The sequence below is a fragment of the Rahnella sp. Larv3_ips genome (assembly GCF_003697865.1).
Lineage (GTDB): Bacteria > Pseudomonadota > Gammaproteobacteria > Enterobacterales > Enterobacteriaceae > Rahnella > Rahnella rivi.
Genome location: NZ_MJIB01000005.1, coordinates 311,649 through 337,825, shown reverse-complemented (window position 1 = coordinate 337,825; position 26,177 = coordinate 311,649). Strand labels below are relative to the sequence as shown.

Annotated in this window: 27 protein-coding genes and 1 riboswitch; of the genes, 17 read left to right on the top strand and 10 right to left on the bottom strand. The window is 55.9% G+C overall.

What is annotated here, in order from left to right; all coding sequences use genetic code 11:
- Window positions 1-23 precede the first annotated feature (23 nt).
- Window positions 24-293, top strand: coding sequence for a helix-turn-helix transcriptional regulator (locus ED901_RS10315; protein ID WP_056771737.1), 270 nt, complete (start codon window positions 24-26; stop codon window positions 291-293).
- Between the two features lie 88 nt (window positions 294-381).
- Here the strand turns inward: ED901_RS10315 and ED901_RS10310 are convergent, their stop codons facing one another.
- Window positions 382-1,203, bottom strand: a complete 822-nt coding sequence (locus ED901_RS10310) for a pyridoxal phosphatase (protein WP_122095848.1) — start codon at window positions 1,201-1,203, stop codon at window positions 382-384.
- 206 nt (window positions 1,204-1,409) lie between these two features.
- Between ED901_RS10310 and pgl the strand changes: the two genes are divergently transcribed.
- Together pgl and ED901_RS10300 are read left to right on the top strand one after the other, a co-directional pair.
- Window positions 1,410-2,411, top strand: coding sequence for a 6-phosphogluconolactonase (gene pgl, locus ED901_RS10305; RefSeq protein ID WP_122095847.1), 1,002 nt, complete (start codon window positions 1,410-1,412; stop codon window positions 2,409-2,411).
- A 265-nt stretch (window positions 2,412-2,676) separates the two neighbouring features.
- The gene (locus tag ED901_RS10300) at window positions 2,677-4,188 is read left to right on the top strand and encodes a methyl-accepting chemotaxis protein (protein WP_122095846.1); all 1,512 of its coding nucleotides are present in this window, start codon (window positions 2,677-2,679) and stop codon (window positions 4,186-4,188) included.
- A 68-nt stretch (window positions 4,189-4,256) separates the two neighbouring features.
- Here ED901_RS10300 and ED901_RS10295 read toward each other — a convergent pair whose 3' ends face one another.
- The 4 genes from ED901_RS10295 to ED901_RS10280 form a co-directional block, all read right to left on the bottom strand.
- Window positions 4,257-5,537 carry a putative acyl-CoA thioester hydrolase gene (locus tag ED901_RS10295; RefSeq protein ID WP_056771751.1) on the bottom strand — a complete coding sequence of 427 codons (1,281 nt, stop codon included), beginning with the start codon at window positions 5,535-5,537 and terminating at the stop codon, window positions 4,257-4,259.
- A gap of 120 nt (window positions 5,538-5,657) precedes the next feature.
- Window positions 5,658-6,140, bottom strand: a complete 483-nt coding sequence (locus ED901_RS10290; RefSeq protein WP_122095845.1) for a kinase inhibitor — start codon at window positions 6,138-6,140, stop codon at window positions 5,658-5,660.
- Window positions 6,141-6,177: 37 nt separating this feature from the next.
- Window positions 6,178-6,873 carry a type 1 glutamine amidotransferase domain-containing protein gene (locus ED901_RS10285; protein WP_122095844.1) on the bottom strand — a complete coding sequence of 232 codons (696 nt, stop codon included), beginning with the start codon at window positions 6,871-6,873 and terminating at the stop codon, window positions 6,178-6,180.
- A 27-nt stretch (window positions 6,874-6,900) separates the two neighbouring features.
- Complete coding sequence (locus ED901_RS10280) at window positions 6,901-7,938, bottom strand: NADP-dependent oxidoreductase (RefSeq protein WP_122095843.1); 1,038 nt, start codon at window positions 7,936-7,938, stop codon at window positions 6,901-6,903.
- 271 nt (window positions 7,939-8,209) lie between these two features.
- Between ED901_RS10280 and aphA the strand changes: the two genes are divergently transcribed.
- On the top strand, window positions 8,210-8,923 hold the full coding sequence (gene aphA, locus ED901_RS10275) for an acid phosphatase AphA (RefSeq protein ID WP_122096111.1): 714 nt from the start codon (window positions 8,210-8,212) through the stop codon (window positions 8,921-8,923).
- A 76-nt stretch (window positions 8,924-8,999) separates the two neighbouring features.
- Here the strand turns inward: aphA and ED901_RS10270 are convergent, their stop codons facing one another.
- A complete protein-coding gene (locus ED901_RS10270; protein WP_122095842.1) occupies window positions 9,000-9,779 on the bottom strand; it encodes an ABC transporter substrate-binding protein in 780 nt (259 codons plus the stop codon).
- A 41-nt stretch (window positions 9,780-9,820) separates the two neighbouring features.
- Window positions 9,821-10,975: a methionine aminotransferase gene (locus ED901_RS10265; protein WP_056772034.1), complete on the bottom strand. Its 1,155-nt coding sequence runs from the start codon at window positions 10,973-10,975 to the stop codon at window positions 9,821-9,823.
- Between the two features lie 156 nt (window positions 10,976-11,131).
- Here ED901_RS10265 and ED901_RS10260 point away from each other — a divergent pair, with 156 nt between their 5' ends.
- The gene (locus ED901_RS10260; protein ID WP_122095841.1) at window positions 11,132-12,094 is read left to right on the top strand and encodes a LysR substrate-binding domain-containing protein; all 963 of its coding nucleotides are present in this window, start codon (window positions 11,132-11,134) and stop codon (window positions 12,092-12,094) included.
- 17 nt (window positions 12,095-12,111) lie between these two features.
- On the opposite strand, the gene bioA is transcribed toward ED901_RS10260, so the two are convergent.
- Window positions 12,112-13,389 (bottom strand): adenosylmethionine--8-amino-7-oxononanoate transaminase, encoded by a 1,278-nt coding sequence (gene bioA / locus ED901_RS10255; RefSeq protein WP_122095840.1) that lies wholly within the window; start codon window positions 13,387-13,389, stop codon window positions 12,112-12,114.
- Window positions 13,390-13,526: 137 nt separating this feature from the next.
- Between bioA and bioB the strand changes: the two genes are divergently transcribed.
- The 4 genes from bioB to bioD all read left to right on the top strand — a co-directional run bounded on the left by bioB (window position 13,527) and on the right by bioD (window position 17,262).
- On the top strand, window positions 13,527-14,564 hold the full coding sequence (gene bioB / locus ED901_RS10250; RefSeq protein ID WP_056771775.1) for a biotin synthase BioB: 1,038 nt from the start codon (window positions 13,527-13,529) through the stop codon (window positions 14,562-14,564).
- A gap of 3 nt (window positions 14,565-14,567) precedes the next feature.
- A complete protein-coding gene (gene bioF / locus ED901_RS10245) occupies window positions 14,568-15,719 on the top strand; it encodes an 8-amino-7-oxononanoate synthase (RefSeq protein ID WP_122095839.1) in 1,152 nt (383 codons plus the stop codon).
- A complete protein-coding gene (gene bioC, locus ED901_RS10240) occupies window positions 15,703-16,509 on the top strand; it encodes a malonyl-ACP O-methyltransferase BioC (protein ID WP_122095838.1) in 807 nt (268 codons plus the stop codon). Before bioF ends, bioC begins: the two co-directional genes overlap by 17 nt.
- Window positions 16,510-16,575: 66 nt before the next feature.
- Window positions 16,576-17,262: a dethiobiotin synthase gene (bioD, locus tag ED901_RS10235; protein ID WP_371414301.1), complete on the top strand. Its 687-nt coding sequence runs from the start codon at window positions 16,576-16,578 to the stop codon at window positions 17,260-17,262.
- Between the two features lie 9 nt (window positions 17,263-17,271).
- Here the strand turns inward: bioD and ED901_RS10230 are convergent, their stop codons facing one another.
- The gene (locus ED901_RS10230) at window positions 17,272-17,982 is read right to left on the bottom strand and encodes an ABC transporter ATP-binding protein (RefSeq protein WP_056771787.1); all 711 of its coding nucleotides are present in this window, start codon (window positions 17,980-17,982) and stop codon (window positions 17,272-17,274) included.
- 989 nt (window positions 17,983-18,971) lie between these two features.
- Here ED901_RS10230 and uvrB point away from each other — a divergent pair.
- The 3 genes from uvrB (at window position 18,972) to ED901_RS10215 (ending at window position 21,979) form a co-directional block, all read left to right on the top strand.
- Window positions 18,972-20,978, top strand: a complete 2,007-nt coding sequence (gene uvrB, locus ED901_RS10225; RefSeq protein ID WP_056771790.1) for an excinuclease ABC subunit UvrB — start codon at window positions 18,972-18,974, stop codon at window positions 20,976-20,978.
- A 77-nt stretch (window positions 20,979-21,055) separates the two neighbouring features.
- Entirely contained in the window at window positions 21,056-21,424 is a 369-nt protein-coding gene (locus ED901_RS10220; protein WP_056771793.1) for a VF530 family DNA-binding protein, read from the top strand.
- Window positions 21,425-21,454: 30 nt separating this feature from the next.
- Window positions 21,455-21,979 carry an isochorismatase family protein gene (locus ED901_RS10215; protein WP_122095836.1) on the top strand — a complete coding sequence of 175 codons (525 nt, stop codon included), beginning with the start codon at window positions 21,455-21,457 and terminating at the stop codon, window positions 21,977-21,979.
- 69 nt (window positions 21,980-22,048) lie between these two features.
- Here ED901_RS10215 and yvcK read toward each other — a convergent pair whose 3' ends face one another.
- Window positions 22,049-22,957: a uridine diphosphate-N-acetylglucosamine-binding protein YvcK gene (gene yvcK, locus ED901_RS10210; protein ID WP_056778220.1), complete on the bottom strand. Its 909-nt coding sequence runs from the start codon at window positions 22,955-22,957 to the stop codon at window positions 22,049-22,051.
- 252 nt (window positions 22,958-23,209) lie between these two features.
- Window positions 23,210-23,365: riboswitch (molybdenum cofactor riboswitch) on the top strand.
- On the opposite strand from yvcK, the gene moaA reads away from it, so the two are divergent.
- From moaA to moaE, 5 genes are all read left to right on the top strand, one after another.
- Window positions 23,356-24,342: a GTP 3',8-cyclase MoaA gene (moaA, locus tag ED901_RS10205; RefSeq protein WP_122095835.1), complete on the top strand. Its 987-nt coding sequence runs from the start codon at window positions 23,356-23,358 to the stop codon at window positions 24,340-24,342. Its footprint overlaps the riboswitch before it by 10 nt.
- 31 nt (window positions 24,343-24,373) lie before the next feature.
- Complete coding sequence (gene moaB, locus ED901_RS10200; RefSeq protein ID WP_056778225.1) at window positions 24,374-24,886, top strand: molybdenum cofactor biosynthesis protein B; 513 nt, start codon at window positions 24,374-24,376, stop codon at window positions 24,884-24,886.
- 2 nt (window positions 24,887-24,888) lie between these two features.
- Window positions 24,889-25,392 carry a cyclic pyranopterin monophosphate synthase MoaC gene (moaC, locus tag ED901_RS10195; protein ID WP_056778229.1) on the top strand — a complete coding sequence of 168 codons (504 nt, stop codon included), beginning with the start codon at window positions 24,889-24,891 and terminating at the stop codon, window positions 25,390-25,392.
- Window positions 25,389-25,634 carry a molybdopterin synthase sulfur carrier subunit gene (moaD, locus tag ED901_RS10190; RefSeq protein ID WP_122095834.1) on the top strand — a complete coding sequence of 82 codons (246 nt, stop codon included), beginning with the start codon at window positions 25,389-25,391 and terminating at the stop codon, window positions 25,632-25,634. Before moaC ends, moaD begins: the two co-directional genes overlap by 4 nt.
- A gap of 1 nt (window position 25,635) precedes the next feature.
- A complete protein-coding gene (moaE, locus tag ED901_RS10185) occupies window positions 25,636-26,088 on the top strand; it encodes a molybdopterin synthase catalytic subunit MoaE (RefSeq protein ID WP_122095833.1) in 453 nt (150 codons plus the stop codon).
- Window positions 26,089-26,177 lie beyond the last annotated feature (89 nt).

Sequence of the window (26,177 nt, the reverse complement as noted above, 5' to 3'; positions counted from 1 at the left end):
AACCTACAACAAAAGGAAGAACGATGAAAAAGGAAAGTGACTGGCATCCGGCGGATATCATTGCCGGACTGCGTAAACGGAAAACGTCGCTGGCCGCGGTATCCCGCGAAGCCGGATTAGGGTCTTCGACGCTGGCCAATGCACTGGCGCGTCCCTGGGCGAAAGGCGAAATGATCATTGCGAAAGCGCTGGGGGTGCCCCCGGCGACGATCTGGCCAAGCCGCTATTTCGATGAAGATCACCAGTTAATTCAGCGCCGCGTCCGGCCTGAAAAGCATAAGACGGAATGCTGATGTTCCGCCCGGCATGACATAAAAAAAGCCTTCCTCGTGGCGGAGGAAGGCTTTAACGGTGTCGATGTCGACAGGTGTGAACGCGGGATCAGTTCAGGACTTTACTGCGGATAACCTCCGCGATGCCCGGCGTTTCATGGTCGCCAATCACCAGCGCGGCTCGCTCTTTAATGGCATCGACCGCATTGCCCATCGCGACACCCAGCCCGACATTTTCCAGCATGCTGAGATCGTTAAAGTTATCCCCGAAGGCCACCACATCCTGCATGCTCATGCCCTGAGATTCGACCCACTCCTGCAAACGACGGCCTTTGCTGTTCCCGCCTTTGGCGACGTCCACCTGATCGTGCCATGACCACTCGCAGGCCAGGCCCAGTTCATTTTCTGCCTGAGCGGCAAAAGTGTGCAGCGCATCCAAATCCTGATGTGAGGTGGCGAATTTCCACACGGACTGCGCTTCATCGGCTGCGTCCCGCAGGCTGTTGACGTGAACGATGTTCGGACGCTGGCCTTCCGGCAGCGTTTCACCCCAGGCGATGGAACGGCTGACGTGGCCGCTCGGCTGCTGATAAAGCATGGCATCATCCACATACAGCAGGCCATGAATGCCGTGATATTCCAGCAGGTCGACCACTTTTTTGGCTTTCACTTTATCCATCGGGTCGGAGGTCAGAACCTTACGTGCCTGATAATCATACAGATAGGTACCGTTACAGCAGATAGCCGGTGTATCCAGCTGTAAGGCCTGGTAAAACGGATGGATCGCGACGTGATGGCGTCCGGTGACGATGACCACTTTGATTCCCTGTGCGCGGGCGTCGGCCAGCGCAGACAAAGATTCCGGCAGAATACGTTTTTGACGGTCGAGCAACGTACCGTCGAGATCAAGTGCGATGATGCGATAAGTCATGGGCAGTCCATCATAAAGTGAGAGGATCGAAGAAATTATCATCATGTTACCGTGTTAAGCCTGCTAATTAAACCTGCAAACCCGCCATACTTGTGCAGTGAATGCCCTGCCGGACGGCCAACAGATTTAGGGCATGGCTGCTGCCGGGTTGTTGGGTTATCCTGAACTACGCTTTCAAATCTAATGAGATTTAATAAGGAGTTGTGATGAAGCAAGTTGTCTACGTTGCCAGCCCTGATAGCCAGCAAATCCACGCTTTTCGTTTAGAGGACAAGGGTGAACTGAGCCTGCTGCAAACCGTGGAAGTGCCGGGGCAAGTACAGCCGATGGTGATCCATCCTGACGGTCACCGTCTGTATGTAGGTGTGCGTCCTGCATTTGGCGTGCTCACTTACCGTATCGATCACGAAGGCAAACTCGAAGAAGCATCGATGGCCCCGCTGCCGGGCAGCCCGACGCATCTGGGTATCGATCTGCAAGGGCGATTTGTGTTCTCCGCCTCCTACAGCTTCAACAACGTCAGCATTCATCCGCTGGATGAGCAGGGCCACGCACTGGCACCGACGCAGGTTCTGGAAAATATTCAGGCTCCGCACTCTGCCAATATCGATCCGACCAACCAGTTGCTGATGATCCCGGCGCTGAAAGAAGACCGCATCCGTCAGTTCGATTTCAGCCAGCAGGGCGAGGCCACGCCGCATGAATCCGCCGAACTGCGCACGGTGGAAGGGGCCGGTCCGCGCCACATGGCTTTCCATCCGAACCACCATTTCGCCTACTGTGTGAATGAACTCAACAGCAGCGTGGATGTGTATCAGAAAGACGTGACCAGCGGCGAATACCGTCAGGTGCAGACGCTGGGCATTATGCCTGCTGATTTCACCGGCACCTGCTGGGCTGCAGACTTGCACATTACGCCGGACGGCAAATTCCTGTATGCCTCTGACCGCACGGCCAGCCTGATCTCGGTAATGACCGTATCAGAAGACGGTAGTGAACTGACGCTGGCGGGGCATCACGCGACACAAACGCAGCCGCGCGGTTTCAACATCGATCACAGCGGTCAGTTTGTGATCACTGCCGGTCAGAAATCCGACGCCATTGAAGTGGCGAAAATTGATCCGGCAAACGGCCAGCTGACCACGCTGAAAACTTACCCGGTGGGCAAAGGCCCGATGTGGGTCAGTATTCTGGACATTCGTAACTGAGACTGAAGGCTAAACAAACCTCAATCAATGCGTCAGGCTTATGATTCATTTTGTGTGGGTGAATAATACCGTCAGGTAATAATGATCAAGCCCCTGTATTAAGGGGCTTTTTTATCCCTGAGCTTCCCGTGCTATTGTTAAGACTTATTTTCATCTCCCTCTAAATATTGTGCCTATCAGGTCGATAACTCTCCCGCTATTCACTCATTCTGTGCTGGCCCTGCCACCTCAGAGTCAGTCCTTTTGGTCAATCAGGGAGAAGAAAATGAATGTACTTTCAGGGATCGCTGGCCCCGTTCGCCACGCTACTATCGCTAATAAACTGGGAGCCGGTTTCGCACTGGTGTTGCTGCTGGGCTCGCTCGTGGCGGTATCCGGGATCTACCATCTGACCCGTATTAATGAGCGGGCAGAAAAAGTGACGCTGCTCAAAACCGTCAATGATCTGCTGAGCAGCGCGAAATTTTCACGCCTGTCCTACATGGCGACCAAAGATCCGAAGTTTGTCGAAGAGAACGCTCAGGCGCTGGATAAACTGGAGGCCAGACTGTCCGAGGTCGCCGCCTATACGTGGGACGTACAGGATCAGCCTCTGGAAGAGGCGATGCCGGAAAACATCCGTCGTTACCGCGAAAGCTGGCAACATACGCTGAATCCTCCGGCCGGAAGCGACGCGCAAGACATCTCTGCACAACTCGCCGCCGCCGGGCTGGCGCTGACCTCAGCATCCAACACGATGCTCGATCATGAAATCGCCAACACCCATCACGAAGTCAGCCAGACCATCACAGAAATGGTGGGCATTGTCATCGCCACCATCATTGCAGGGGCGTTGATTTCATGGCGGATGACCCGTCAGCTGACCCTGCCGTTGCGCCGGACGCTGGCGACGGCGGAGCGCATTGCGGCCGGTGATTTGACTATGCACAACGCCAGCCACAGTTTTGATGAAGTCGGGCAACTGAGCCGCGCCATCGAAGGCATGAACAAGAATCTGCACGGGATCATCGGCAATATCCGCGAAGGCGTGACGCAGGTGTCGCGTGCATCCGGTGAAATTGCTGCCGGAAATATCGATCTGTCGGCGCGCACCGAAGAGCAGGCGGCGGCGTTAGGGCAGACCGCGGCCAGCATGGAAGAGCTGACTTCCACGGTAAAACAAAACGCCGATAACGCCACGCAGGCCAGCCAGCTGGCATCCGACGCCGCAGACACCGCTGCACGCGGGGGCAAGCTGGTGAGTGATGTGGTGGGTGTCATGAAAGAGATTGCCGTCAGCTCGAAGCAGATTTCCGAGATAACCACCGTGATCAACGGCATTGCTTTCCAGACCAACATTCTGGCGCTGAATGCGGCGGTTGAAGCGGCGAGAGCCGGTGAACAGGGGCGGGGCTTTGCGGTTGTCGCCAGCGAGGTGCGCAGCCTGGCACAGCGCAGCGGGCAGGCGGCGAAAGAGATTGAAGGGCTGATTCAGAAGTCCGTCGCCAACGTGAATAACGGGTCGCAACTGGTCGCTAAAGCGGGTGACACCATGGAAGAGATTGTCGGATCTGTCCGTCACGTTACGCAGATTATTCATGAAATTGCCTCGGCGTCGGATGAGCAAAGCAGGGGGATCAGCCAGATTGCGCTGGCCGTAGCGGAAATGGATACCGTGACCCAGCAAAACTCGGCGCTGGTGCAGCAGTCTGCCAGCGCGGCGGCATCGCTGGACGAACAGGCGGTGACGCTGGAACGAACGGTGTCCGTCTTCCGTCTGGGTAACGAAGCGCAGTAAGGTCTTCTCTGAACGAAAAAAAACCGCCGGAGGCAACCCCGGCGGTTTTTTCATCGCATCAGACTGAATTACTTCGCAGGCTGAGTCAGCACGTTGTTGTACTGCCACAGGCGGTTGAAGTTTGTGTCGTTCAGGTTGCGCTGCTGTTTTTCATCTTTCGGCACATTGCCCGCGAACGGACGGCCTGAGAACGCTGCTGCGCCCCAAGGATTCATCTGGTCGTAGCTGTTGTCGAAGCTGCTGTCGCGGATAACCAGCTGGCTGCTGGCACCGTCCACATCCCACGCACGGCCCATTTTCGCTTTCGCTGCCTGCTCGAAGCCACGGTCGCCGGTCAGATTACTGTCGATGACCAGGAAGCCATAAGGCGCATTGGCCGGAGTATTCGGGGCGAAGACAGACGCTTCTTTCACGCCACGGCTGCTGACGGTGTGGAATTCCACATGGTCAAACACCGCAAGGGCACGGCCAAACACGTAATCCACATCACCCACGATCAGGCTGTTGTGCACGTAAGCGCGGCTGTAACGGTTGTTGTCCGTTTCATTATGGATGTTGGCGGTATTGACCATATAGGTGTTCTGACGGCCAATCAGGCGCACGTTATCGATCACGACATTGTCGCCATCGGTACGCAGTGCCACGGCGGAATGATCGCCTGCGTCAACGGTGTCGAGGGTGGCATTACCGATCGTCAGGTTCTGCAGTTGCAGGCCGTTGCTTTGTGACCAGACGGTGGCAGAACAGCCGGTGCCGATAGTGTCGGTGGTCAGCGTTGCGCAGTTTTTATACATGTAGAATGCGCGATCGCCTGGCAGGAACTGGCCGTTAGGGCTGACGGTTGCACGGTAAGTTGCCGGTGTGCTGGCCGCTTCCAGACCCTGAGACAGGGTGACGTCAGAAGGGCTGGTGCCTGCACCGAATAAGGTGACTGGCGGAGAACCTGCCGGAATGTAAACCGCGCCGGTATAGGTGCCTGGCAGGATCTTGATGAAGATGCGTTCACCGTGGTTACGCACGGCCAGCGCTGCGTTCACCGCCAGCTGTACGTTAGTGTATGCCGCGCCGTCGGTACCCAGTTGCGGGCCAACCACGAAGTCTGTTTTTACGCCATCCGTGCTGGCCAGTTTAGGGAACCAACCCTGTTTCTGAACCTGCAAAGAAGGGCCGCCAAAGGCCAGATAATTTTTTGTTGTGAAGTTGGCCGCTTCGTCCGCAGATAACACGGGCAGGGACGCGGTGCCCGGAGCAACCTGGCTCGATAAGCCTTCGTGGCTGCTGCTACATGCCGCCAGGAACAGGCTGGCTGACAACACAGCGCACGCGCGCGACAGGGTGGAAATATTCACTGTGACTGACTCCTTGATGAAGAACATTATTCTTTTTTTAAAAGTTGCGGTGAAAGCCGCAATAAAAAACGGTGGTCAGCAAAACTGACCACCTTTTCTGGTTCTTTTATACCACAGGAATCAGCTGTATATCACTGTCAGTGATGCTTTGCCGAGCGTATGGAAGTGCACGTTGAAACCGAGGTAGGCACCGCTGGCCTCTTCGTTGACGTCGAGATGTTCCACATCGAGGGCATACACGGTGAAATGGTAGTGGTGATGCTCGCCCTGCGGAGGTGCTGCGCCGCCGTATCCGGCCTTGCCGAAGTCCGTACGGGTTTGCACGGCACCGGCTGGCAGACCGCCTTTGCCGGAACCTGCGCCCTGCGGCAACTCGCTGACGTCAGCCGGAATATTGGCGACGCCCCAGTGCCACCAACCGGAGCCGGTAGGCGCATCCGGGTCATAGCAGGTGATCACAAAACTTTTGGTGCCTTCCGGTGCGCCGGACCAGGCCAGATGCGGTGACAGATTGTCGCCGGTGTAGCCCATACCGTTGAAGACCTGCGTTTCCGGCATTTTCTCGCCGTCGCGCAGATCGTTGCTGGTCAGTGTAAATGCCATAAAACCCTCATCTGATAGTGTGTCGTTGTTCGTCAGATTACTTGCCAGCCGCCTCAGCGCCCAGCATTTTCAACAATGCCTTAGCAACGGCGGTTGAAGAGGCCGGGTTCTGGCCGGTGATCAGTTTTCCGTCGGTCACGGCATAAGAGTGCCAGTCGGCCGCTTTACTGTAATCCCCGCCATTTTTTTTCAGCTCATCTTCTACCAGGAACGGCACGATGTCGGTGAGGCCCACGCCATCTTCCTCACTGTTACTGAACCCGGTGACGCGCTTGTCCTTCACCAGCGGCGTGCCGTCTTCGAGCAGAACATTGCGCAAAACCCCCGGCGCATGGCAGACGGCGGAAACCGGTTTGCCCGCTTTCCAGAATGCCTGAATTAACGCGATGGAATGCGCATCTTCTGCCAGATCCCACAACGGGCCGTGACCACCCGGATAAAACACCGCATCAAAGTCTGCGGCGCTGACGTCGGCGAGTTTCACCGTCGTGGCCAGTGCGTGCTGCGCCTCTTTATCCTGCCGGAATCGGTCGGTGGTTTCTGTCTGGGCGTCCGGCTCATCGCTTTTCGGATCCAGCGGCGGCTGACCGCCTTTCGGTGAAGCCAGCGTCAGCGTGGCACCCGCATCCAGAAATTCATAATAAGGCGCGGTGAATTCTTCCAGCCAGAAACCGGTTTTCTTGCCGGTTTCGCCGAGTTTATCGTGCGATGTCAATACAATCAGTAATTTCATGTTACCTCCTGTGGACGTCAGCAGGGTTTAATCCTGCCCGACACGGACAACCAGTTTGCCAAAGTTTTTCCCCTCAAGCAGCCCGAAGAATGCCTGCGGTGCGTTTTCCAGCCCTTCCACGATATCCTCGCGGAACTTCACTTTACCGGCCTCAAACCATTCGCTCATTTGTGCCGCGAATTCATGATAACGGTGGCCGTAATCATCAAAAATAATGAAACCCTGCATACGCAGGCGTTTCTTAAGGATAGTCCCGGTCAGCAGCGACAGACGATCCAGCCCCTCATTCAGGCCGGTGGCGTTGTACTGTGAAACCAGCCCGCAGACCGGTATTCGCGCTTTGGTGTTGAGCAGTGGTAGCACAGCATCAAACACCTCACCGCCGACGTTTTCAAAGTAGACGTCGATACCGTCCGGGCAGGCAGCTTTCAGGCGCTTATCCAGATCGGGTGCGCGGTGATCCAGACATTCGTCGAAACCGAAATGCTCAACGGCGTAGCGGCATTTCTCTTCACCGCCGGCGATACCGACCACGCGGCAGCCTTTGATCTTGCCGATCTGCCCGACCAGCGAACCGACCGGGCCGGTCGCCGCGGCCACAACCAGCGTTTCGCCTGGCTTAGGTTCGCCGATATCCAGCAGGCCCATAAAGGCGGTAAAGCCCGGCATACCCAGCACACCCAGCGCCAGTGAAGGTTGTTTCAGCGCCGCGGCTTCCAGTTTCTTCACGGTTTTGGCGTCTGCCACCGCGTAATCCTGCCAGCCGGTGCTGCCGACCACCAGATCGCCGGTTTTAAAATCCGGGCTGTGAGATTCGACCACGCGGGAAACGGCGCCGCCGGTCATCACTTCACCGATTTGTACGGGCGCAGCATAAGAAGGCGCATCGCTCATACGGCCGCGCATGTACGGGTCAAGTGAAAGCCACACGGTGCGCAGTAATAACTGCCCGTCTTTGGCCTGCGGTAAAGGGGCTTTTTCGAGGCGGAAATTTTCGTCAACGGGTTTACCGTGAGGGCGTGAAGCCAGCACGATGCGGCGGTTTTCGGACTGTAATTGAGGCATACCTGTTCCTTTCCGTTTGCGTATAAGAGCGTTAAAAATTTAAACAATAGGGAATAAGTATAGGACGCGAAGTCATTTGCGCATAAAGCGGTTGATGCTGTACCTGGCTAAGTCAGACGATTCTGCATCAAAGTGTGATCATCATCTTTTCCTATGATACCCGCCGGGAAATCCCTTTGCCCGGGAGAGGTACACAGGTATGTTTGGTAAGATTTTTGACCAATTGCTCCATCTTATCTTTAAGATTATTAAGCATAAAAAAGGGATCACGATGCGTAAAACAACACTGGCACTCAGTGCCGTTTGCCTGATGCTCAGCCTGAATCACTCTGCGGTTGCCAAAGAGTCCGCACCTGCGCCGCTCTATCCGGGCGTCAACGTGGCGCAACTTGCCCAGCAGTCGCCGGTACACTGGGTATCCGTCGCGCAAATCGAAAACAGCCTGCAAGGGCGCGGGCCGGTGGCGGTCGGGTTTGATATTGATGATACGGTGCTGTTCTCTTCGCCGGGCTTTTATCGCGGGCAACTCGAGTTCTCGCCGGGCAAACAGGATTATCTGAAAAACCCGCAATTTTGGGAAAAGATGAACAACGGGTGGGATGAGTTCAGCATGCCGAAAGAAGTGGCGAAAGGCCTGATTGCCATGCACATCAAACGCGGTGACAGCATTTATTTCGTCACCGGCCGCAGCGAAACCAAAACCGAGACGGTCACCAAAACCTTGCAGGAAGATTTCCAGATCCCACAAGACAAAGTGAATCCGGTGATTTTCGCCGGTGACAAAGCAGGGCAGAACACCAAAACGCAGTGGCTTAAAGACAAGCAGATCAAGATTTTCTACGGCGATTCAGACAACGACATCACCGCAGCGCAAGCCGCAGGTGCCAGGGGCATCCGTGTTCTGCGTGCATCTAACTCAAGCTATAAACCGCTGCCGCAAGCCGGCGCCTATGGCGAAGAAGTGGTGGTGAATTCGGAATACTGACGGGCAGTAAAGCCGCAACATAAAGCGTCAGCAGATAATGCCAGTTGATCATGTCAACTGGCATTGGCTCGAAAATTTACTTCACGCTCACATCAATATCGCCGAAATATTTCTTCGACAGCGTTTGCACGGTGCCTTCCTGCTTCACTTTGGCGATGGCTTTGTCGAGTTTCTCTTTGGTGGCGGTATCGCCTTTACGCAGACCGAATGCAATGCCGCTGCCGAGGATCTTATCGTCACGCATGGCGTCACCGACAAATCCGTAATCTTTTCCGTCCGGACGGGACAGGAAACCGGTCTGACCGGCAGGAGCCAGCACTAATGTGCCGTCAAGCCGGCCCGAGGAGAGATCCAGATAAACCTGGTTCTGATCCTGATATGACACCACATCCACGCCTTCAGGTGCCCAGTGCGCCTTCGCATAACTTTCCTGAATCGAACCCTGTAATACGCCGATGTGTTTCCCTTTCAGCGAGTCAACGACAGGCAGCAGGCCGGAGTCTTTTTTAGCAATCAGTTTGCTGGGTACGCGGTAAATGACGTCCGTAAAATCAATGGCCTGACGGCGTTTTTCGGTGACGTTCATTGCGGAGTTAATGGCGTCAAATTTTCGTGACTGCAGGGCGGCAATCAGGCCATCGAAAGAGGTGTCGTACCATTCGCATTTTACGCTGGCGGCAGCGCAGACGGCGTTGCCCAGATCGATATCAAAACCCTGTAATTCGCCGGTGGCGCTTTTAGATTCGAACGGCGGATATTGCGCTTCCAGGCCAAATTTCAGCGTGGAACCGTCAGCCAGTGCGGAGAAAGACGCCACGGCGCAACCTAACAGTAATGCGATGTTCAATTTTTTCATTATTCACAATTCCCCAGCGTGATGCAGATAAATACAAAGGCTCAGACGCGACACAGGCGGCGTGCGCCTTCATACAACGTGTCGTTATCTTTGGCGAAACTCAGGCGGATAAGCCCGGTGGGTTTGTTATTGCTGTAAAACGCCGACAGCGGAATCGTCGCAATCTGATGATCACGGATCAGGCTCAGCACAAATTCGTCGTCGGAGAGCGGGCTGAAATGGCTAAAACGCGCCAGCATAAAGAAACTGCCACGGCTGGGCAGTAATTCAAAGCGGGATTCACTGAGCGCGTCAGCCAGCAAATCACGCTTTTGCTGATAGAAATCCGCCAGCCCGAGATAACTTTGCGGATCCGCCATCGCTTCGGCGAAGGCGACCTGCATCGGCGTGTCGGCGGAGAACATCATAAACTGATGCACTTTGCGGATCTCATTCATCAGTTCTTCAGGCGCCAGGCAGTAACCAACGCGCCAGCCGGTGACGTGATACGTTTTGCCGAACGACGACACAATGACGCTGCGCTCCGCCAGTGGCGGGTGGCAGGCCATGCTCTCGTGGCGTTCGCCATCAAACACCACGTGTTCGTAGACTTCATCGGACAAAATGATGATGTCGGTGTTTTCCGTCAGCGCGGTCAGGCGTTCAATGTCGAAATCGGAAAAGATAGCGCCGGTCGGGTTGTGCGGGCTGTTGATGATGATCATTCGCGTGCGGCTGTTGATTGCACTCGCCACCTGATCCCAGTCGATGCTGAAATCTTCCATCGACAGGCTGATAGCGACCGGTTTTGCCCCCTGCAATCGCACAATCGGCGCGTAACTGTCGAACGAGGGTTCGAAGTAAATCACCTCATCGCCCGGATGCACCAGCGCGCTGATGGCGGAGTAAAGCCCTTCGCTGGCGCTGGCCATGACCGTGACTTCCGCATCCGCGTCATACTGGCAGCCGTAAAGTGCCTCGACCTTCGCCGACAACGCATGGCGCAATGCCGACACGCCGCTCATCGGGGCATATTGGTTATGACCTTCACGCATGGCTTTAGTCACGCTGTCGATAAGCGACGGCTGACAGGAGAAATTCGGTGCGCCCTGCGACAGATTAAGGGCATTGTGCTCGGCGCTCAGCTGACCAATCACCGTAAAAATGGTGGTGCCGACGTCCGGTAATTTTGACTGCGGTAACAGTGCGCTTTTCATGGCAGACTTCCCAAAAAATTCAGGCCAGACGGCCATCAGTGGGTCAAAACAGGTGTTCAACGATTAAGCAACAGTTCCCCTGTGCCGACAATAGAAAATTTGTCATACTCGCTATGACTTTTCGTCATGGCTTATTGCGGTTTTAACGAGGTATGTGTGGCCCTTTCTCCAGAACTGTCGCATCTCAATGCGCTGAATTTACCCTCGCTCAATGTGCTGAAAACCTTTGCCGTCGTGGCGCAGACGCTGAATCTGACCCATGCCGCGACCTTACTGCACATCACGCAGGGCGCGGTCAGCCGTCAGATTACCGGGCTGGAAGTGGCGCTGGGCTACCCGTTATTTTTACGTCAGGCGCGCGGATTAACGCTGACCCCGCGCGGCGCACAGCTGTTGCCACCGGTACAGCAGGCGCTGGCACTGATGGGGGATGCCCTGAAACGTGTCGGTTCTCATCCCGATACCTTACGCATCAAATGCCCGACCTGTTCGATGCGCTGGCTGCTGCCACGGGTGATCCAGCTGCAAAACGACCGGCCGGATATGCGTATTGAGCTGACGGCCTCGATTGCTCACGGTGTGGATTTCAGCAATGAACATTTTGACGCGGCGGTCATTTTCGGCCGCCCGCCGGAGTCACCGCGCCGCGCACATCATCTGTTTGATGAAGTGCTGACGCCGGTGTGCACGCCAGATTTTTTACCGCGTCATAACGGGCGTACCGAAGTCGCCGATCTGGCCGATAAAACCCTGCTGCATCCGACACGCGATCGTCGCGACTGGCTGATGTGGCTGCGGGAAGAGGGGGTGCAGAGCCTGCCGTCAGGCAAATCTCAGCATTTTGATACGCTGGATCTGGCGATCAATTCGGCGTTACAGGGGTATGGCGTGGCGATCGGGGATCTGACGCTGATCGAAGATGATTTGCAGGCGGGCAGGGTGATAGCACCTTTCCCGCTGTGTGTCGCGAGCGGCGCAGCTTACACCCTGTTGTATCCGGAAAATCCCACGCCCGCGCTGACCGTGGCGATAGATTTTCTGACAGAAGAAGCGCGGCTCAGCCGTGAGAAACTGAGCGCGCTGCTTTCCACCTCTCATCGCCTGGTCAGCGCTTTGTAGCGTTGCTTTCGCAGGCGTTAATACAGCGCCGCCAGCGCACCGGCAATCGCGCCGGTGAGCCGGGTCAGTTCACCGCTAGAGATGATGTAAGGCGGCATCAGATAAATCAGTTTGCCAAACGGACGGATCCACACGCCTTCGGCCACGAAGTGTTTTTGCAACTGCGCCATGTTCACCGGCTGATGCATCTCCACGACGCCAATCGCGCCAAGTACGCGCACATCCGCCACCGCCGGGTGTTCAGCCAGCGGCTGCAATTCGGCACTCAGTTGTTTTTCAATGCTGAATACCTGCGCCTGCCAGCGGTTTTCCGACAACAAGTGCAGGCTCGCATTGGCGACCGCGCAGGCCAGCGGGTTGCCCATAAACGTCGGGCCATGCATAAAGCATCCGGCCTCGCCGTTACTGATCACCTCGGCCACATGACGGGTCGTCAGCGTGGCGGAAAGCGTCATGTAACCGCCGGTCAGGGCTTTACCGAGACACAAAATGTCCGGCGAAATCCCCGCGTGATCGCAGGCAAACAGCTTGCCGGTGCGGCCAAATCCGGTGGCGATTTCATCGGCAATCAGCAGCACGCCGTACTCATCGCACAAGTGGCGCACGCGTTTGAGATACAGAGGATGATAAATCCGCATCCCGCCTGCGCCCTGAACCACCGGCTCTAAAATAACCGCCGCGATCTTGCGGTGATTCTCTTCCAGCATTCTGGCGAACGGTGCGATATCCGTCTCGTCCCACTCCCCGCCAAAACGGCTTTGTGGCGCATCGGCAAACAGATGCTGCGGCAGGTATCCCTGATACAAACTGTGCATCGAATTTTGCGGATCGCACACTGACATCGCGCCAAACGTATCGCCATGATAGCCGTTACGCAGCGTCAGCAAAGTCTGGCGTTTTTCACCGCGCGCCTGCCAGTATTGCATCGCCATTTTCAGCGCCACTTCGACCGCCACAGAACCTGAATCTGCCAGAAACACGCATTCCAGCCCGGCCGGCGTCATCTCAACCAGGCGGCGCGACAGCGCCACCGCCGAAGGATGGGTGATCCCGCCAAACATCACGTGGGACATTTTGCCGATTTGTTCGATCGCCGCCTGATTCAGCTGCGGGTGATTATAACCGTGGATCGCCGCCCACCAGGACGACATGCCGTCCACCAGCTCGCGGCCATCGGCGAGATGCAACATGACGCCCGAGGCAGATTCGACCGGATAGGCAGGCAGCGGTTTGGTCATAGACGTATAAGGATGCCAGATGTGGCGCTGGTCGAACTCGAGATCGGCGGGGTTCATAAAACTGTCCTGCGGTGAATAAGTTGTAAACTAAAAAATATAATTATCGTTGACCGTAAACTAAAACGAATCGAGAATGGTTGACAGTATACCGACCATAAAAACGTTCACGAAACATTTATTTTGGAGTTGTCGCGATGACCACCCGCACCCAATGGACGCTTGAGAAGACTCAGGCACTGTTTAACAAACCTTTTCTTGAGCTGATGTTTGAAGCTCAGCAGATCCACCGTCAGCACTTTGATCCTCGCCAGGTGCAGGTCAGCACTTTGCTGTCGATCAAAACCGGCGCCTGCCCGGAAGACTGTAAATATTGCCCGCAGAGTTCCCGTTACAAAACCGGGCTGGAATCAGAGCGTCTGATGGAAGTCGAGCAGGTGCTGGAGTCGGCGCGTCAGGCGAAAGCCGCCGGTTCCACCCGATTCTGCATGGGCGCCGCGTGGAAAAACCCGCACGACCGCGATATGCCTTACCTTGAGCAAATGGTGCAGGGCGTGAAAGAGATGGGGATGGAAACCTGCATGACACTCGGATCCCTCAATACCACGCAGGCGCAACGTCTGGCGCACGCCGGGCTCGATTTCTACAACCATAACCTGGATACCTCGCCGGAATTTTACGGCAGCATCATCACCACCCGCAGTTATCAGGAACGTCTGGACACACTGGCGGAAGTGCGCGGTGCGGGCATTAAAGTCTGTTCCGGCGGGATTGTGGGCTTGGGTGAAACGGTGAAAGACCGGGCCGGTTTACTGATGCAGCTGGCGAACCTGCCGGTGCCACCGGAAAGCGTCCCGATCAACATGCTGGTGAAGGTCAAAGGCACGCCGCTGGCAGATAACGACGACGTCGATCCGTTCGATTTTATCCGTACCATTGCTATCGCGCGCATCATGATGCCGCAATCCTACGTGCGCCTTTCCGCAGGCCGCGAGCAGATGAGCGAGCAGACGCAGGCGATGTGCTTTATGGCCGGTGCCAACTCCATTTTCTATGGCTGCAAATTGCTGACCACGCCAAACCCGGCGGAAGACAAAGATTTAATTCTTTTTGGCAAACTGGGGCTGAACCCGCAGACCTTCGAAACCGAGATGGGCGATAACCAGCAGCAGGCCGCGCTGGCTGAACAGCTGGTTCATGCGGATACGCCACAGTTTTATAACGCTGCCGTCTGACCCATGAGCTGGCAAACGCGGATCGACGCCGCGATTTTGGCCCGTCAGCAGGCCGCCGCTTTCCGTGTGCGGCAGCCAAACCGGGGCGGCAGCGCGCGCTATCTGACGCAGGGCGACCGCCGCTATCTGAACTTCTCAGGTAATGATTATCTGGGGCTGAGTCAGGACGCTGAGGTGATCGCCGCCTGGCAGCAGGGCGCGGCGAAATATGGCGTCGGCAGTGGCGGTTCCGGGCACGTCACGGGCTACAGCGATGCGCACGCAGAGTTTGAGCAGCAGCTGGCAGCGTGGCAGGGCTATCCGCGCGCGCTGCTGTTCATCTCCGGTTTTGCTGCTAACCAGGCGATTCTGGCGGCGCTGATGCAAAGCGAGGATCGCGTGCTGGCGGATAAACTCAGCCATGCTTCCTTGCTGGAAGCTGCCGCCCATGCGCCTTCGCAGCTGCGTCGTTTTCATCACAACCAGCCGGGATCCTTACAGCGCTTGCTGGAAAAACCGGTGAACGGGGAAACGCTGGTGGTGACCGAAGGCGTGTTCAGCATGGACGGCGATGCCGCACCGCTGGCAGATCTGCATAACCTGTCCCAGGCGCACGGCAGCTGGATGATGGTCGATGATGCGCACGGGGTGGGCGTTATCGGCGAGGCAGGGCGGGGAAGTTGCTGGCAGCAGGGCATTCGCCCGGAACTGCTGGTGGTCACCTTCGGTAAAGCGTTCGGCTGTAGCGGGGCGGCGGTATTGTGTGATGATGCGACCGCAGATTACCTGTTGCAGTTCGCCCGTCATCTGATTTACAGCACCGCAATGCCCGCCGCACAGGTGTGTGCGTTACAGGCATCGCTGGCGCGGATCCAGCAAGACGACGGCCTGCGTGATAAACTGGCCGCCAATATTGCCCGTTTTCGTTCAGGTGCCGCCGGATTGCCTTATGCGCTGACCGGCTCGCAGACCGCGATCCAGCCCGTTATTGTGGGCGAAAATCAGCCCGCGCTGGATGTGGCCGCCAGGCTGCGCGAGCGCGGGTTGTGGGTCAGCGCCATCCGTCCACCGACGGTACCGCCGGGCAGTGCGCGGTTGCGTATCACGCTGACGGCGGCGCACGGGCCTGAAGATATCGATTTTTTGCTGGAGTCCCTTCATGGGTGCAGTCACTGAATTAGTGAATAAACAAGCGGTGGCCGACGCGTTCAGTCGTGCCGCCATCAGTTATGAAAACGCCGCACAACTGCAGCGTGACGTGGGGGAGGAATTGCTGTCTCTCGCCGCGCCTTATCTGAAAATGTACGGTCTGGACGGGACAGGGAATACCGTCGTGGATGCAGGCTGCGGCACCGGTTATTTCAGCCGCTTCTGGAAAGCGCAGGGGCATAATGTCATTGCGCTGGATCTCTCCGAAGGCATGTTAAACCGCGCCAGGGAACTGGATTCGGCTCAACAGTATGTGCCAGGCGATATCGAGCGCCTGCCGTTTGCGGATAACTCCGTCGATATCTGTTTCAGCAATCTGGCCGTGCAGTGGTGCAATGCATTGCCCCGTGCACTGGAAGAGATGCACCGCGTGACCCGCAACGGCGGGCTGGTGCTGTTTTCGACGCTGGCGGAAGGTTCGCTCAATGAGCTGGCCGCTGCCTGGATGAAAGTAGACGGACGTCGTCACGTGAACAAATTTCTCACGCCGGACAAAATTGCCGAGGCCTGCGCGCCGTATCGCCATGAAGTCACCTTCAGCGATCACATTGCAGAATTCCCGGACGTGATGTCGCTGATGCGCTCACTGAAAGGCATCGGCGCGACGCACATTAAAAATGGCCGTATCGGCGGGCTGGGTGGCCGGGAACGCCTGCAATTGCTGGAAAAACACTACGTTCGCCGCGACGGCATCCTGCCCCTCAACTACCGGCTGGTCTACGGCATTTTGCAGGTCGAAGAACTGATCCCACGCTGACCGACTCCTCCCCCTGTGAAAGGGGGAGGGAGCTAAACCCACACCAGATTTTTAGCAGAATAAATCATGACAAAATACTTCATCACCGGTACCGACACTGAAGTCGGTAAAACCGTCGCGACTACCGCATTTTTACAGGCCGCAGCGCGTGCCGGACACACCACTGCCGGGTACAAACCGGTGGCCTCTGGCAGTGAAATGACGCCGGAAGGAGCGCGCAACAGTGACGCGCTGGCGCTGCAGGCGTTCAGCACTGTGGGTTTACGTTATGACGAAGTGAATCCGTGCACCTTTATCGAACCGACCTCGCCGCACATCGTCAGCGAACTTGAAAAGCGTCCGATCGATCCGGCGGTGTTATCGCAAGGGTTGCGTCACCTCGAACCGCTGGCAGACTGGGTGGTGGTGGAAGGTGCAGGCGGCTGGTTTACGCCGCTCACCGCCAGTTACACCTTTGCCGACTGGGTGAAGGCTGAACAGTTACCGGTCGTGCTGGTGGTCGGTATGCGCCTGGGGTGTATCAACCATGCCGTGCTGACCGCGCAGGCCATCACACACAGCGGTTTACAGCTTGCGGGATGGATAGCCAACGATATACAGGAAACGGGGAAGCATCATCAGGCATATATCGATACGCTCACGCGTATGCTGCCTGCGCCACTGCTGGGCGAGATCCCGTACCTGCTAACCGGGCCTGACGGCAATCTGGGGCAATATCTCGATCTGACCCGCCTCGGCCACACTGAGCGTTAAAACCGGCTGTCAGAAGGTCAGATAGTCTTTGACCAGCGTATCGTCGAGCTGTGCCAGCGTGCCCTGCGCGACGTTACGCCCGCCATCAACCAGACAGAACCGGTCAGCGACGGTGCGGATAAAGGGCAGCTTATGGCCCACCAGCAGCAGCGTCAGGCCGAGATCACGGTTAAGGCGGTGAATGATATTCCCCATATTCGCTGCCATCGCCGCGCTGGTGTGCTCGGTCGGCTCGTCGAGGATCAGCAGTTCCGGCTGCTGAACCAGCGCGCGGCTGATCGCCAGTTGCTGTTGCTGGCTCTCATCCAGCTCTCCCGCCTTGCGCGCTCCCATCTCCTTAAGTACCGGAAACAGGTCGTACACCTGCTCAGGCACGCGACGCGTCTTATTCCGGCTGGACATCATGGCAATTTGCAGATTTTCATCGACGCTCATCTGCGAAAAAATCTGCCGCCCCTGCGGCACATAGCCAATGCCCATCTGCGCCCGGCTTTCTACCGGCAAATTCAGCAAACTTTGCGGTTCTTCATTGGCTGATTGCCAGAAAATCGCGCCGCTTTTCACCGGCAGATGCCCCATGATGCAGTTGATCAGCGTGGTTTTCCCCACGCCGTTTCTGCCGATAAGCCCGGTACATTGCCCGCGATAAAGCTCGAGATTGATATCCCAGAGAATGTGTTTTTGACCGTAATACTGATTAACTGATTTTACACTTAACATCAGACCTCCCTCGCTCACGGAGCTTTCCGCTGAACATCACTTTGACGGCCACTGTCATTTTTCTGACATTTTTATTCCACTGTTTGCACCTTACGCAGCGGAATGCTTCATAAAATCTCTCACAGCAGGGAATTTGCAACTCTCAGGCCAAGTTTCTTGTGGTGACAATAAAAAGAGAAGTTACCGGGCTGTTAACGCGGCAGCGGGCAGGGATTTCGGATTATTCATAAGCAATGCTCAGGTTTTGATGTGGTTCACAGTGCATATGGAGAATAGCGCTGCACTTTGCCAGTGCCGGGTTCACTGATTTTGGTGCAAGAGGGTGGGCATATTTTGTTCAGCCGTCCTTCAGAGTTGGGGTTTTGGTTTTTGCAAGAAACTTACGCCCTGAAATTCAGTCAAAATAGGCATAAATAAGGTGATAAAAAAGATAAAAAATAACTAAAAAAGACCACTCAGGGGTCCCGGATGCCTAAATGAGGTTTTTTACTAACTCCCGCTGTATGCGGCGCGCTGTGACTTATCCACTATTCCTGTGGATAACCTTGTGCATGAGAGTGAGAAAAGATGCTACAGGCGAGACGGGACGCGGGTTGCGCTCGGTTTGCCCGTATTCGCAGCTTTTTCATGAAGTGATTTATTATCAACAGGTTAGTTAAAAGCAATACGGTCACAATTCTGTCGTCTTCACTGTGTCAGTTTTCGTCAACCTGTTGTCAGTAAGTTATCAGATGATAAATTTTGGGGATAAATGTCATCTGATGGTGAAAAGAAGGGATTGTCATCACCTAAAAAAGTGCAGGTAAGGCAACCGGTTAAGCCTTGTGTGAAGAATAGTCATTGGAGGCTGGTTTTATATACAGTATTATAGCGGCGGTAAAAATCAAGAGTGGCAAAAAGCGCGGAGTCTTCCATACTCATTCACCGCCCACGGTCTTGTTCTTTTAGAATGGTCTTGTGCGTTTTCTTCTTCAGTCAGGTAGCCCGTCATGAGTAAAGTGTTCAAACTGCATTCCGAATTTAAACCATCAGGCGATCAGCCCGACGCGATACGTCGTCTCGAAGAGGGGCTGGAGAACGGCCTGGCCCATCAGACGCTGCTCGGTGTAACCGGCTCCGGCAAAACCTTTACCGTGGCGAATGTGATCGCCGATCTGAACCGCCCGACGATGGTGCTGGCGCCCAACAAAACGCTGGCCGCACAGCTCTACGGCGAAATGAAAGAGTTCTTCCCGGACAACGCCGTCGAATATTTTGTCTCTTACTACGATTACTACCAGCCCGAGGCGTATGTCCCGAGCTCTGACACTTTTATCGAAAAAGATGCCTCGGTAAACGAACACATTGAGCAGATGCGTCTTTCGGCCACGAAAGCACTGCTGGAGCGTCGCGACGTGATCGTGGTGGCGTCAGTGTCGGCGATTTATGGTCTGGGCGATCCGGATCTGTATCTCAAAATGATGCTGCATCTGACCAAGGGCATGATTATCGATCAGCGCTCTATCCTGCGCCGTCTGGCCGAACTGCAATACGCCCGCAACGACCAGGCGTTTCAGCGCAGTACCTTCCGCGTGCGCGGCGAAGTGATTGACGTCTTCCCGGCGGAGTCAGACGATCTGGCGGTGCGCATTGAGCTGTTTGATCAGGAAGTTGAACGGCTGTCGCTGTTTGATCCACTGACCGGTCAGGTTCAGCATGAAGTGCCGCGTTTCACCATCTACCCTAAAACGCACTACGTGACGCCACGCGAGCGTATCGTGCAGGCGATGGAAGACATCAAAATCGAACTGGCCGACCGGCGCAAAGTGCTGCTGGACAACAACAAGCTGCTGGAAGAGCAACGTATCAGCCAGCGCACGCAGTTTGATCTCGAAATGATGAATGAACTGGGCTATTGCTCCGGTATCGAAAACTACTCGCGCTATCTTTCTGGCCGCGGGCCCGGCGAGCCGCCACCGACGCTGTTTGACTATCTGCCCGCCGATGGCCTGCTGATTGTCGATGAATCCCACGTCACCATTCCGCAAATCGGCGGCATGTACAAAGGCGACCGTTCGCGTAAAGAAACTCTGGTGGAATACGGATTCCGTCTGCCGTCCGCGCTGGATAACCGCCCGATGCGCTTTGAGGAATTCGAAGCCGCCGCCCCGCAAAGTATCTACGTCTCGGCGACGCCCGGCACCTATGAGATGGAAAAATCCGGTGGCGATGTGGTGGAACAGGTGGTGCGTCCGACCGGTCTGCTCGACCCGCTGATTGAAGTGCGCCCTGTAACAACTCAGGTGGATGACCTGCTGTCTGAAATTCGCAAACGTGTTGCCATCAATGAGCGTGTGCTGGTCACTACGCTGACCAAACGGATGGCGGAGGATTTGACCGAGTATCTGGAAGAACACGGCGAGAAGGTGCGTTACCTGCACTCTGACATCGATACCGTGGAGCGCGTGGAGATCATCCGTGACCTGCGTCTCGGCGAATTTGACGTGCTGGTCGGCATCAACTTACTGCGTGAGGGGCTGGATATGCCGGAAGTGTCGCTGGTGGCGATCCTCGATGCGGACAAAGAAGGCTTCCTGCGTTCGGAACGATCGCTTATCCAGACCATTGGTCGCGCGGCGCGTAACCTCAACGGTAAAGCCATTTTGTACGGCGACCGCATCACCAAATCGATGGCAAAAGCTATCGAAGAAACAGAGCGACGCCGTGCCAAACAGGAGCAGTACAACCTGGAAAACGGCATCACGCCGATGGGCCTGAACAAAAAGATTTCCGACATTCTGCAACTCGGTCAGCCTAAGACCAAAAAGAACAAAGACAAGCGGGATGCCGAAGCGGCGCAAACCTTCAAGTCACTTACGCCAAAAGCGCTGGAGCAGCGCATCAAAGAGCTGGAAAGCAAGATGTATGCGCATGCCCAGAATCTGGAGTTCGAAGAGGCAGCCAATACGCGCGACGAACTGCATGCCCTGCGCGAACAGTTTATCGCCGTTTCGTAAACTCCGCCGCGCGCAGTGCCGGCAACGAACAAAAGTGCTAGACTGCGCGCCCTGAATTTTGTTGAGTGAGCTTGCTGATGACTGATACACCACAAAACCCCGGTGCGGCGAAAGACCCGCTGCACGGCGTCACGCTGGAAAAACTGCTGACAACGCTGGTGGATAACTTCGGCTGGCCGGCGCTGGCTTCGCAGGTGAATATCAACTGCTTTAAAAGCGACCCCAGTGTGAAATCCAGCCTGAAATTCCTGCGCCGTACCCCCTGGGCGCGCAAGGAAGTCGAAACGCTGTATCTGGATTTTATCGAAGGCCACCTGCGTCCGGACATGACGCGCAGCAAACGCCGCACACCGCTGTCGGCGCAGGCGCCGCAAAAGCCTAAAGTCAGCACCGCCAGCCCGGCGGCTGACAGCCCGTGGAATAACCATCCGCTGGTGAAAAAGTAATTCAGGTTTTTCTTTTGAGGGGGAAGGATTTTGGCAGAGCAAAATGTACTGATTGTCGTGGACATGCAAAATGGCGTTTTTGCCTCTCAACGGAGGGATCGTGCCGGACGTGTTGCGCAGATTAACCGTCTGATTGACCAGGCCGGTCGCGTTATCTTTATCCAGCACGCTGAAGGCGACATGATCGAGGGCAGTGCGCTGTGGGATCTGTTGCCGGAACTGCATCGCCCGGATGACGCGATTTCCGTAACCAAGACGGCCTGCGACTCGTTTTACCGCACCGGGCTGGAAGCGGTTCTCAAAGACCTGCAGGCCACGCGCTTTACGGTGTGCGGTTGCGCGACCGATTATTGCGTTGATACCACCATCAAAGTCGCGGCCAGCAAAGGCTATGCGGTTACCGTCGCTTCCGATGCCCACACTACCGGCGACCGGACGCACGTGACGGCGAAGCAACTGATCGCTCAGCACAATGAGGTGTGGCAAGAACTGTCGGTACCGGGCAATCCGGTGACGGTGAAAACCACGGCGCAGATCCTCGCAGACTGGCAGTAACGCATTCCCCCGATTCTGATATGACAAAGGCCGCATTGCGCGGCCTTTTTGTTTTTGATGGGGTTGGGTTTATTGCATCTTTTGCAGCGCTTCTTCCAGCGCCATTCGCAGCATTTCGCGATCATGGCGATACGGAATATCGCTGGCTTCCAGCGGGCTTTGAATAACCAGATGCTCAGTGGCGCAGTGGCCTACCTGCACTTTGGGTCCGACAATCGCGGCATCGGCGCGGCGGCCAATACGTTTCTCAATCATCTCCAGTTTATCGTCAAGCGTCAGGGATGCGGCAGCCACGCTCAGTTCTTTGCCCAGATTACCGATATACACAATGTGCGCGCGGCTGCGGCGCAGGGCCGAGGTGAGATCGTTCATCAGTAACAGCGGCATCAGGCTGGTGTAAAAACTGCCCGGCCCGATCAGGATCAGATTGGCTTCGGCAATCGCCAGTAATGCTTCACGCGTGGCCGGAACCTGCGGTTCAAGGCGCAGTTCGCGCGGTGTCTGCTGAAGTTTATCAACATTCACCTCGCCATGAACCGTTTCACCGTCGGCGTCGATGGCCGTCAGATCCACCGGATGCTCTGACATCGGGATCAGCTCCGCATCAACTTTGAGCAGGCTGCGCACCAGATTGATGGCTTCCAGCGGGCGCACGGTGAGATGATCCAGCGCGCGCAGCATCAGATTGCCGAGATTGTGGCCGTCCAGCTCGCCCTGACCGCTGAAACGGTATTCAAACATCGCCGATGCCAGGCTCGGTTCAGTGATCAGCTGATTCAGACAATTGCGCATGTCGCCCCAGGCGATACCGCCCACCGAGCGGCGGATACGGCCTGTCGACCCGCCGTTATCCGTGGTGGTCACGATGCCCGTCAGGCGTGGCCCAAGGGCGGAAAGCGAAGACATCACGCGGCCAAGCCCGTGGCCTCCGCCTAATGCCACCACCCGGTCGAGATCGGCTAAAGTTCTGTTGCGCATAATTTCCTTCTGAAGCGGGTGAGGGAGTCTGTTTCCTGCTGCGGATTTTACATAATTTTGCAACAAGATGTTATCACTTCACCGCTGTCTCACTGTATTCAAAAACCAGTGCTTTTGGCGTTGAAAATGCGGCATTTTGTGGTGAAAAAGCGTTATATATCAAAATGCATAACGAAAAACCATCTTGGTGATCCGGACTTTGCGGCGTTAGAATATGCGCCGTTACCCGAGTTCATGGCTTCTGCAAAGAATGCAATGAATCAACTCCTAGCCTTTGTTCCTAAGTTGCTTTCTGACGATTTTCCCACAGAAACAATATGGTGCGCTGGCCGTGACGAACGTCACCAGGGTGCATGGCAGAAATGCCCGCATCTCCCGTATTTGGAAAGGTGTTTAAGGTGCTTCAACTTACTGATGCTTTTGCCCGCAAGTTTTATTACTTGCGGCTGTCGATCACCGACGTGTGCAATTTCCGTTGCACCTACTGTCTGCCGGACGGTTACAAGCCGCACGGACACAGCAATAAAAGTTTTCTTTCGCTCGATGAAATCCGTCGGGTCAGCCGCGCGTTCGCCAATCTGGGAACGGAAAAAGTGCGCCTGACCGGTGGCGAACCGTCGCTGCGCCGCGACTTCTGCGAAATCATTGCCGCCGTGCGCGAAAACCCCTCTATCAAAACCCTCGCGGTGACCACTAACGGTTATCGCATGGCGCGTGACATCAGCAAATGGCGTGATGCCGGGCTGACCAACATCAACGTGAGCGTTGACAGCCTCGATGCCCGCCAGTTTCACGCCATCACCGGCCAGGATAAATTCCGCGAGGTGATGGACGGCATTGACGCTGCCTTTGATGCCGGTTTCAGCAAGGTGAAAGTCAATACCGTGCTGATGCGCGATGTGAATCACGCGAGCCTCGGCACCTTCCTCGACTGGATAAAAACCCGCCCGATTCAGCTGCGTTTCATTGAACTGATGGAAACCGGCGACGGCGGAGATTTATTCCGTAAACACCACGTCTCCGGCGAAGTGCTGCGCGAGCAACTGGTGCGTCAGGGCTGGCAGTTACAGATCCGCTCCCGCAGCGACGGCCCTGCGCAGGTCTTCAGCCACCCGGATTACCTCGGTGAAATCGGTCTGATCATGCCGTACGAAAAAGACTTCTGCGCCAGCTGTAACCGCCTGCGCGTATCTGCCACCGGCAATCTGCATTTGTGTCTGTTCGGCGAGCAGGGTATTGCGCTGCGCGATTTACTGGCCGACGACATGCAGCAGGACGACCTGATGCACCGCATTCAGGGCGGCCTTAGCCGTAAAAAACAGACTCACTTCCTGCATGAAGGCAATACCGGCATTACCCAGAATCTGTCGTTTATCGGCGGCTGAATCCGGTACTAATCGTTTAAGGAGCAAACTGATGAGCAAAGCCAGTAAAGATTTTTTGCCTTTATCTGTCGCGATCATGACGGTGTCTGACCGCCGCACCGACGCTGAAGACACGTCCGGGCATTACCTGAAAGAAGCCGTGACCGAAAGCGGTCACCACGTCGTCGCACAGCACATCGTCAAAGAGAACATTTACAGCATCCGCGCGGTGGTTTCCGCATGGATTGCGGATGAAAAAACCCAGGCGATTCTGATCAACGGCGGTACCGGTTTTAATGCCGGAAATAACACCCCGGAAGCGCTGAAACCGCTGTTTGACCGCGAAATCGAAGGCTTCGGCGAGCTGTTCCGCATGGTGTCATTCGAAGATATCGGCACCTCGACCATTCAGTCACGGGCCATTGCGGGAATCGCCAATCAGACCGTGATTTTCGCCATGCCGGGCTCCACCCGCGCCTGCCAGACTGCCTGGGATAACATCATTGAAGCCCAGCTCGACGCCCGTCAGGGCCCGTGCAATTTCACTCCACATTTGAAGAAATAAGCATGTCAGAACTCACACACATTAACGCTTCCGGCGACGCCCATATGGTGGATGTCTCCGGTAAAGCGGAAACCGTGCGCGAAGCCCGCGCGGAAGCCTTTGTTGAGATGGCGGAAAGCACGCTGGCGATGATCATCAGCGGCAATCACCATAAAGGTGACGTGTTCGCCACAGCGCGTATTGCCGGCATTCAGGCGGCAAAAAAAACCTGGGATCTGATCCCGCTGTGTCATCCGCTGTTGCTGACCAAAGTAGAAGTGAATCTGGAAGCGCAGCCGGAACATAACCGCGTGCGCATCGAATCCCGCTGCCGCCTGAGCGGTAAAACCGGCGTGGAAATGGAAGCGCTGACGGCGGCTTCTGTGGCTGCGCTGACTATCTATGACATGTGTAAAGCGGTTCAGAAAGACATGGTCATCGGCCCGATCCGCCTGCTGGAAAAAACCGGCGGCAAATCCGGGGACTTTAAGGCGGAAACTCAGGCAGAAGGTAAGGCGGAGCTATGATCGACATTTTATTTTTCGCCCAGGTGCGCGAACTGGTCGGCACTTCTGCGCTGCAACTGCCGGCGGAATTTCCGACCGTGAATGATTTACGTCAGTCACTTGCCGGGCGGGACGACCGCTGGGCGCTGGCGCTGGAATCGGGAAAACTGCTGGTGGCGGTCAATCAGACGCTGACCGACATGGCGCATCCGCTGAAAGCCGGTGATGAAGTGGCATTCTTCCCGCCGGTGACCGGAGGCTGAGATGGATCAGACCAAAATTATCGTCGATGCTGCCCGTTTTAACGTCGGCGACGAGTACAACTGGCTGGCGCAATCTGACGCAGATGGCGCCGTGGTGACCTTTACCGGCAAAGTGCGTAATCATAATCTGGGTAATCACGTCAGCGCGTTAACGCTGGAGCATTACCCTGGCATGACCGAAAAAGCGCTGGCTGAGATTGTCGCCGAAGCCCGCAGCCGCTGGCCGCTGCAACGGGTGTCTGTTTATCACCGCATCGGCCCGATGTTTCCGGGCGATGAAATCGTGTTCGTCGGCGTGACCAGCGCGCATCGCAGTATGGCGTTTGAAGCCACTGAATTTATTATGGATCACCTGAAAACGCGTGCGCCATTCTGGAAGCGTGAAGCAACGGAAGAGGGCGACCGCTGGGTGGATGCCCGTGACAGCGATAAAGACGCTGCCGCGCGCTGGTAAATCGCGCCTCAACCGCATGCAGACCGTCCATGCTTTTCTGTCTATCTGTGATACGCTTTAAAAATCGGGAGGCTGATTCAGCCTCATTT

Bases quoted from the DNA above. Each gene is read 5' to 3' on its own strand.
- moaC (WP_056778229.1), top strand. From the start codon at position 24,889: ATGTCAGAACTCACACACATTAACGCTTCCGGCGACGCCCATATGGTG.
- ED901_RS10300 (WP_122095846.1), top strand. From the start codon at position 2,677: ATGAATGTACTTTCAGGGATCGCTGGCCCCGTTCGCCACGCTACTATC.
- ED901_RS10290 (WP_122095845.1), bottom strand. From the start codon at position 6,140: ATGGCATTTACACTGACCAGCAACGATCTGCGCGACGGCGAGAAAATG.
- uvrB (WP_056771790.1), top strand. From the start codon at position 18,972: ATGAGTAAAGTGTTCAAACTGCATTCCGAATTTAAACCATCAGGCGAT.
- bioD (WP_371414301.1), top strand. From the start codon at position 16,576: ATGACAAAATACTTCATCACCGGTACCGACACTGAAGTCGGTAAAACC.
- aphA (WP_122096111.1), top strand. From the start codon at position 8,210: ATGCGTAAAACAACACTGGCACTCAGTGCCGTTTGCCTGATGCTCAGC.
- moaE (WP_122095833.1), top strand. From the start codon at position 25,636: ATGGATCAGACCAAAATTATCGTCGATGCTGCCCGTTTTAACGTCGGC.
- ED901_RS10315 (WP_056771737.1), top strand. From the start codon at position 24: ATGAAAAAGGAAAGTGACTGGCATCCGGCGGATATCATTGCCGGACTG.
- ED901_RS10220 (WP_056771793.1), top strand. From the start codon at position 21,056: ATGACTGATACACCACAAAACCCCGGTGCGGCGAAAGACCCGCTGCAC.
- moaD (WP_122095834.1), top strand. From the start codon at position 25,389: ATGATCGACATTTTATTTTTCGCCCAGGTGCGCGAACTGGTCGGCACT.
- ED901_RS10310 (WP_122095848.1), bottom strand. From the start codon at position 1,203: ATGACTTATCGCATCATCGCACTTGATCTCGACGGTACGTTGCTCGAC.
- pgl (WP_122095847.1), top strand. From the start codon at position 1,410: ATGAAGCAAGTTGTCTACGTTGCCAGCCCTGATAGCCAGCAAATCCAC.
- bioB (WP_056771775.1), top strand. From the start codon at position 13,527: ATGACCACCCGCACCCAATGGACGCTTGAGAAGACTCAGGCACTGTTT.
- ED901_RS10230 (WP_056771787.1), bottom strand. From the start codon at position 17,982: ATGTTAAGTGTAAAATCAGTTAATCAGTATTACGGTCAAAAACACATT.
- ED901_RS10285 (WP_122095844.1), bottom strand. From the start codon at position 6,873: ATGAAATTACTGATTGTATTGACATCGCACGATAAACTCGGCGAAACC.
- ED901_RS10270 (WP_122095842.1), bottom strand. From the start codon at position 9,779: ATGAAAAAATTGAACATCGCATTACTGTTAGGTTGCGCCGTGGCGTCT.
- yvcK (WP_056778220.1), bottom strand. From the start codon at position 22,957: ATGCGCAACAGAACTTTAGCCGATCTCGACCGGGTGGTGGCATTAGGC.
- moaB (WP_056778225.1), top strand. From the start codon at position 24,374: ATGAGCAAAGCCAGTAAAGATTTTTTGCCTTTATCTGTCGCGATCATG.
- ED901_RS10265 (WP_056772034.1), bottom strand. From the start codon at position 10,975: ATGAAAAGCGCACTGTTACCGCAGTCAAAATTACCGGACGTCGGCACC.
- bioF (WP_122095839.1), top strand. From the start codon at position 14,568: ATGAGCTGGCAAACGCGGATCGACGCCGCGATTTTGGCCCGTCAGCAG.
- bioA (WP_122095840.1), bottom strand. From the start codon at position 13,389: ATGAACCCCGCCGATCTCGAGTTCGACCAGCGCCACATCTGGCATCCT.
- ED901_RS10280 (WP_122095843.1), bottom strand. From the start codon at position 7,938: ATGCCTCAATTACAGTCCGAAAACCGCCGCATCGTGCTGGCTTCACGC.
- bioC (WP_122095838.1), top strand. From the start codon at position 15,703: ATGGGTGCAGTCACTGAATTAGTGAATAAACAAGCGGTGGCCGACGCG.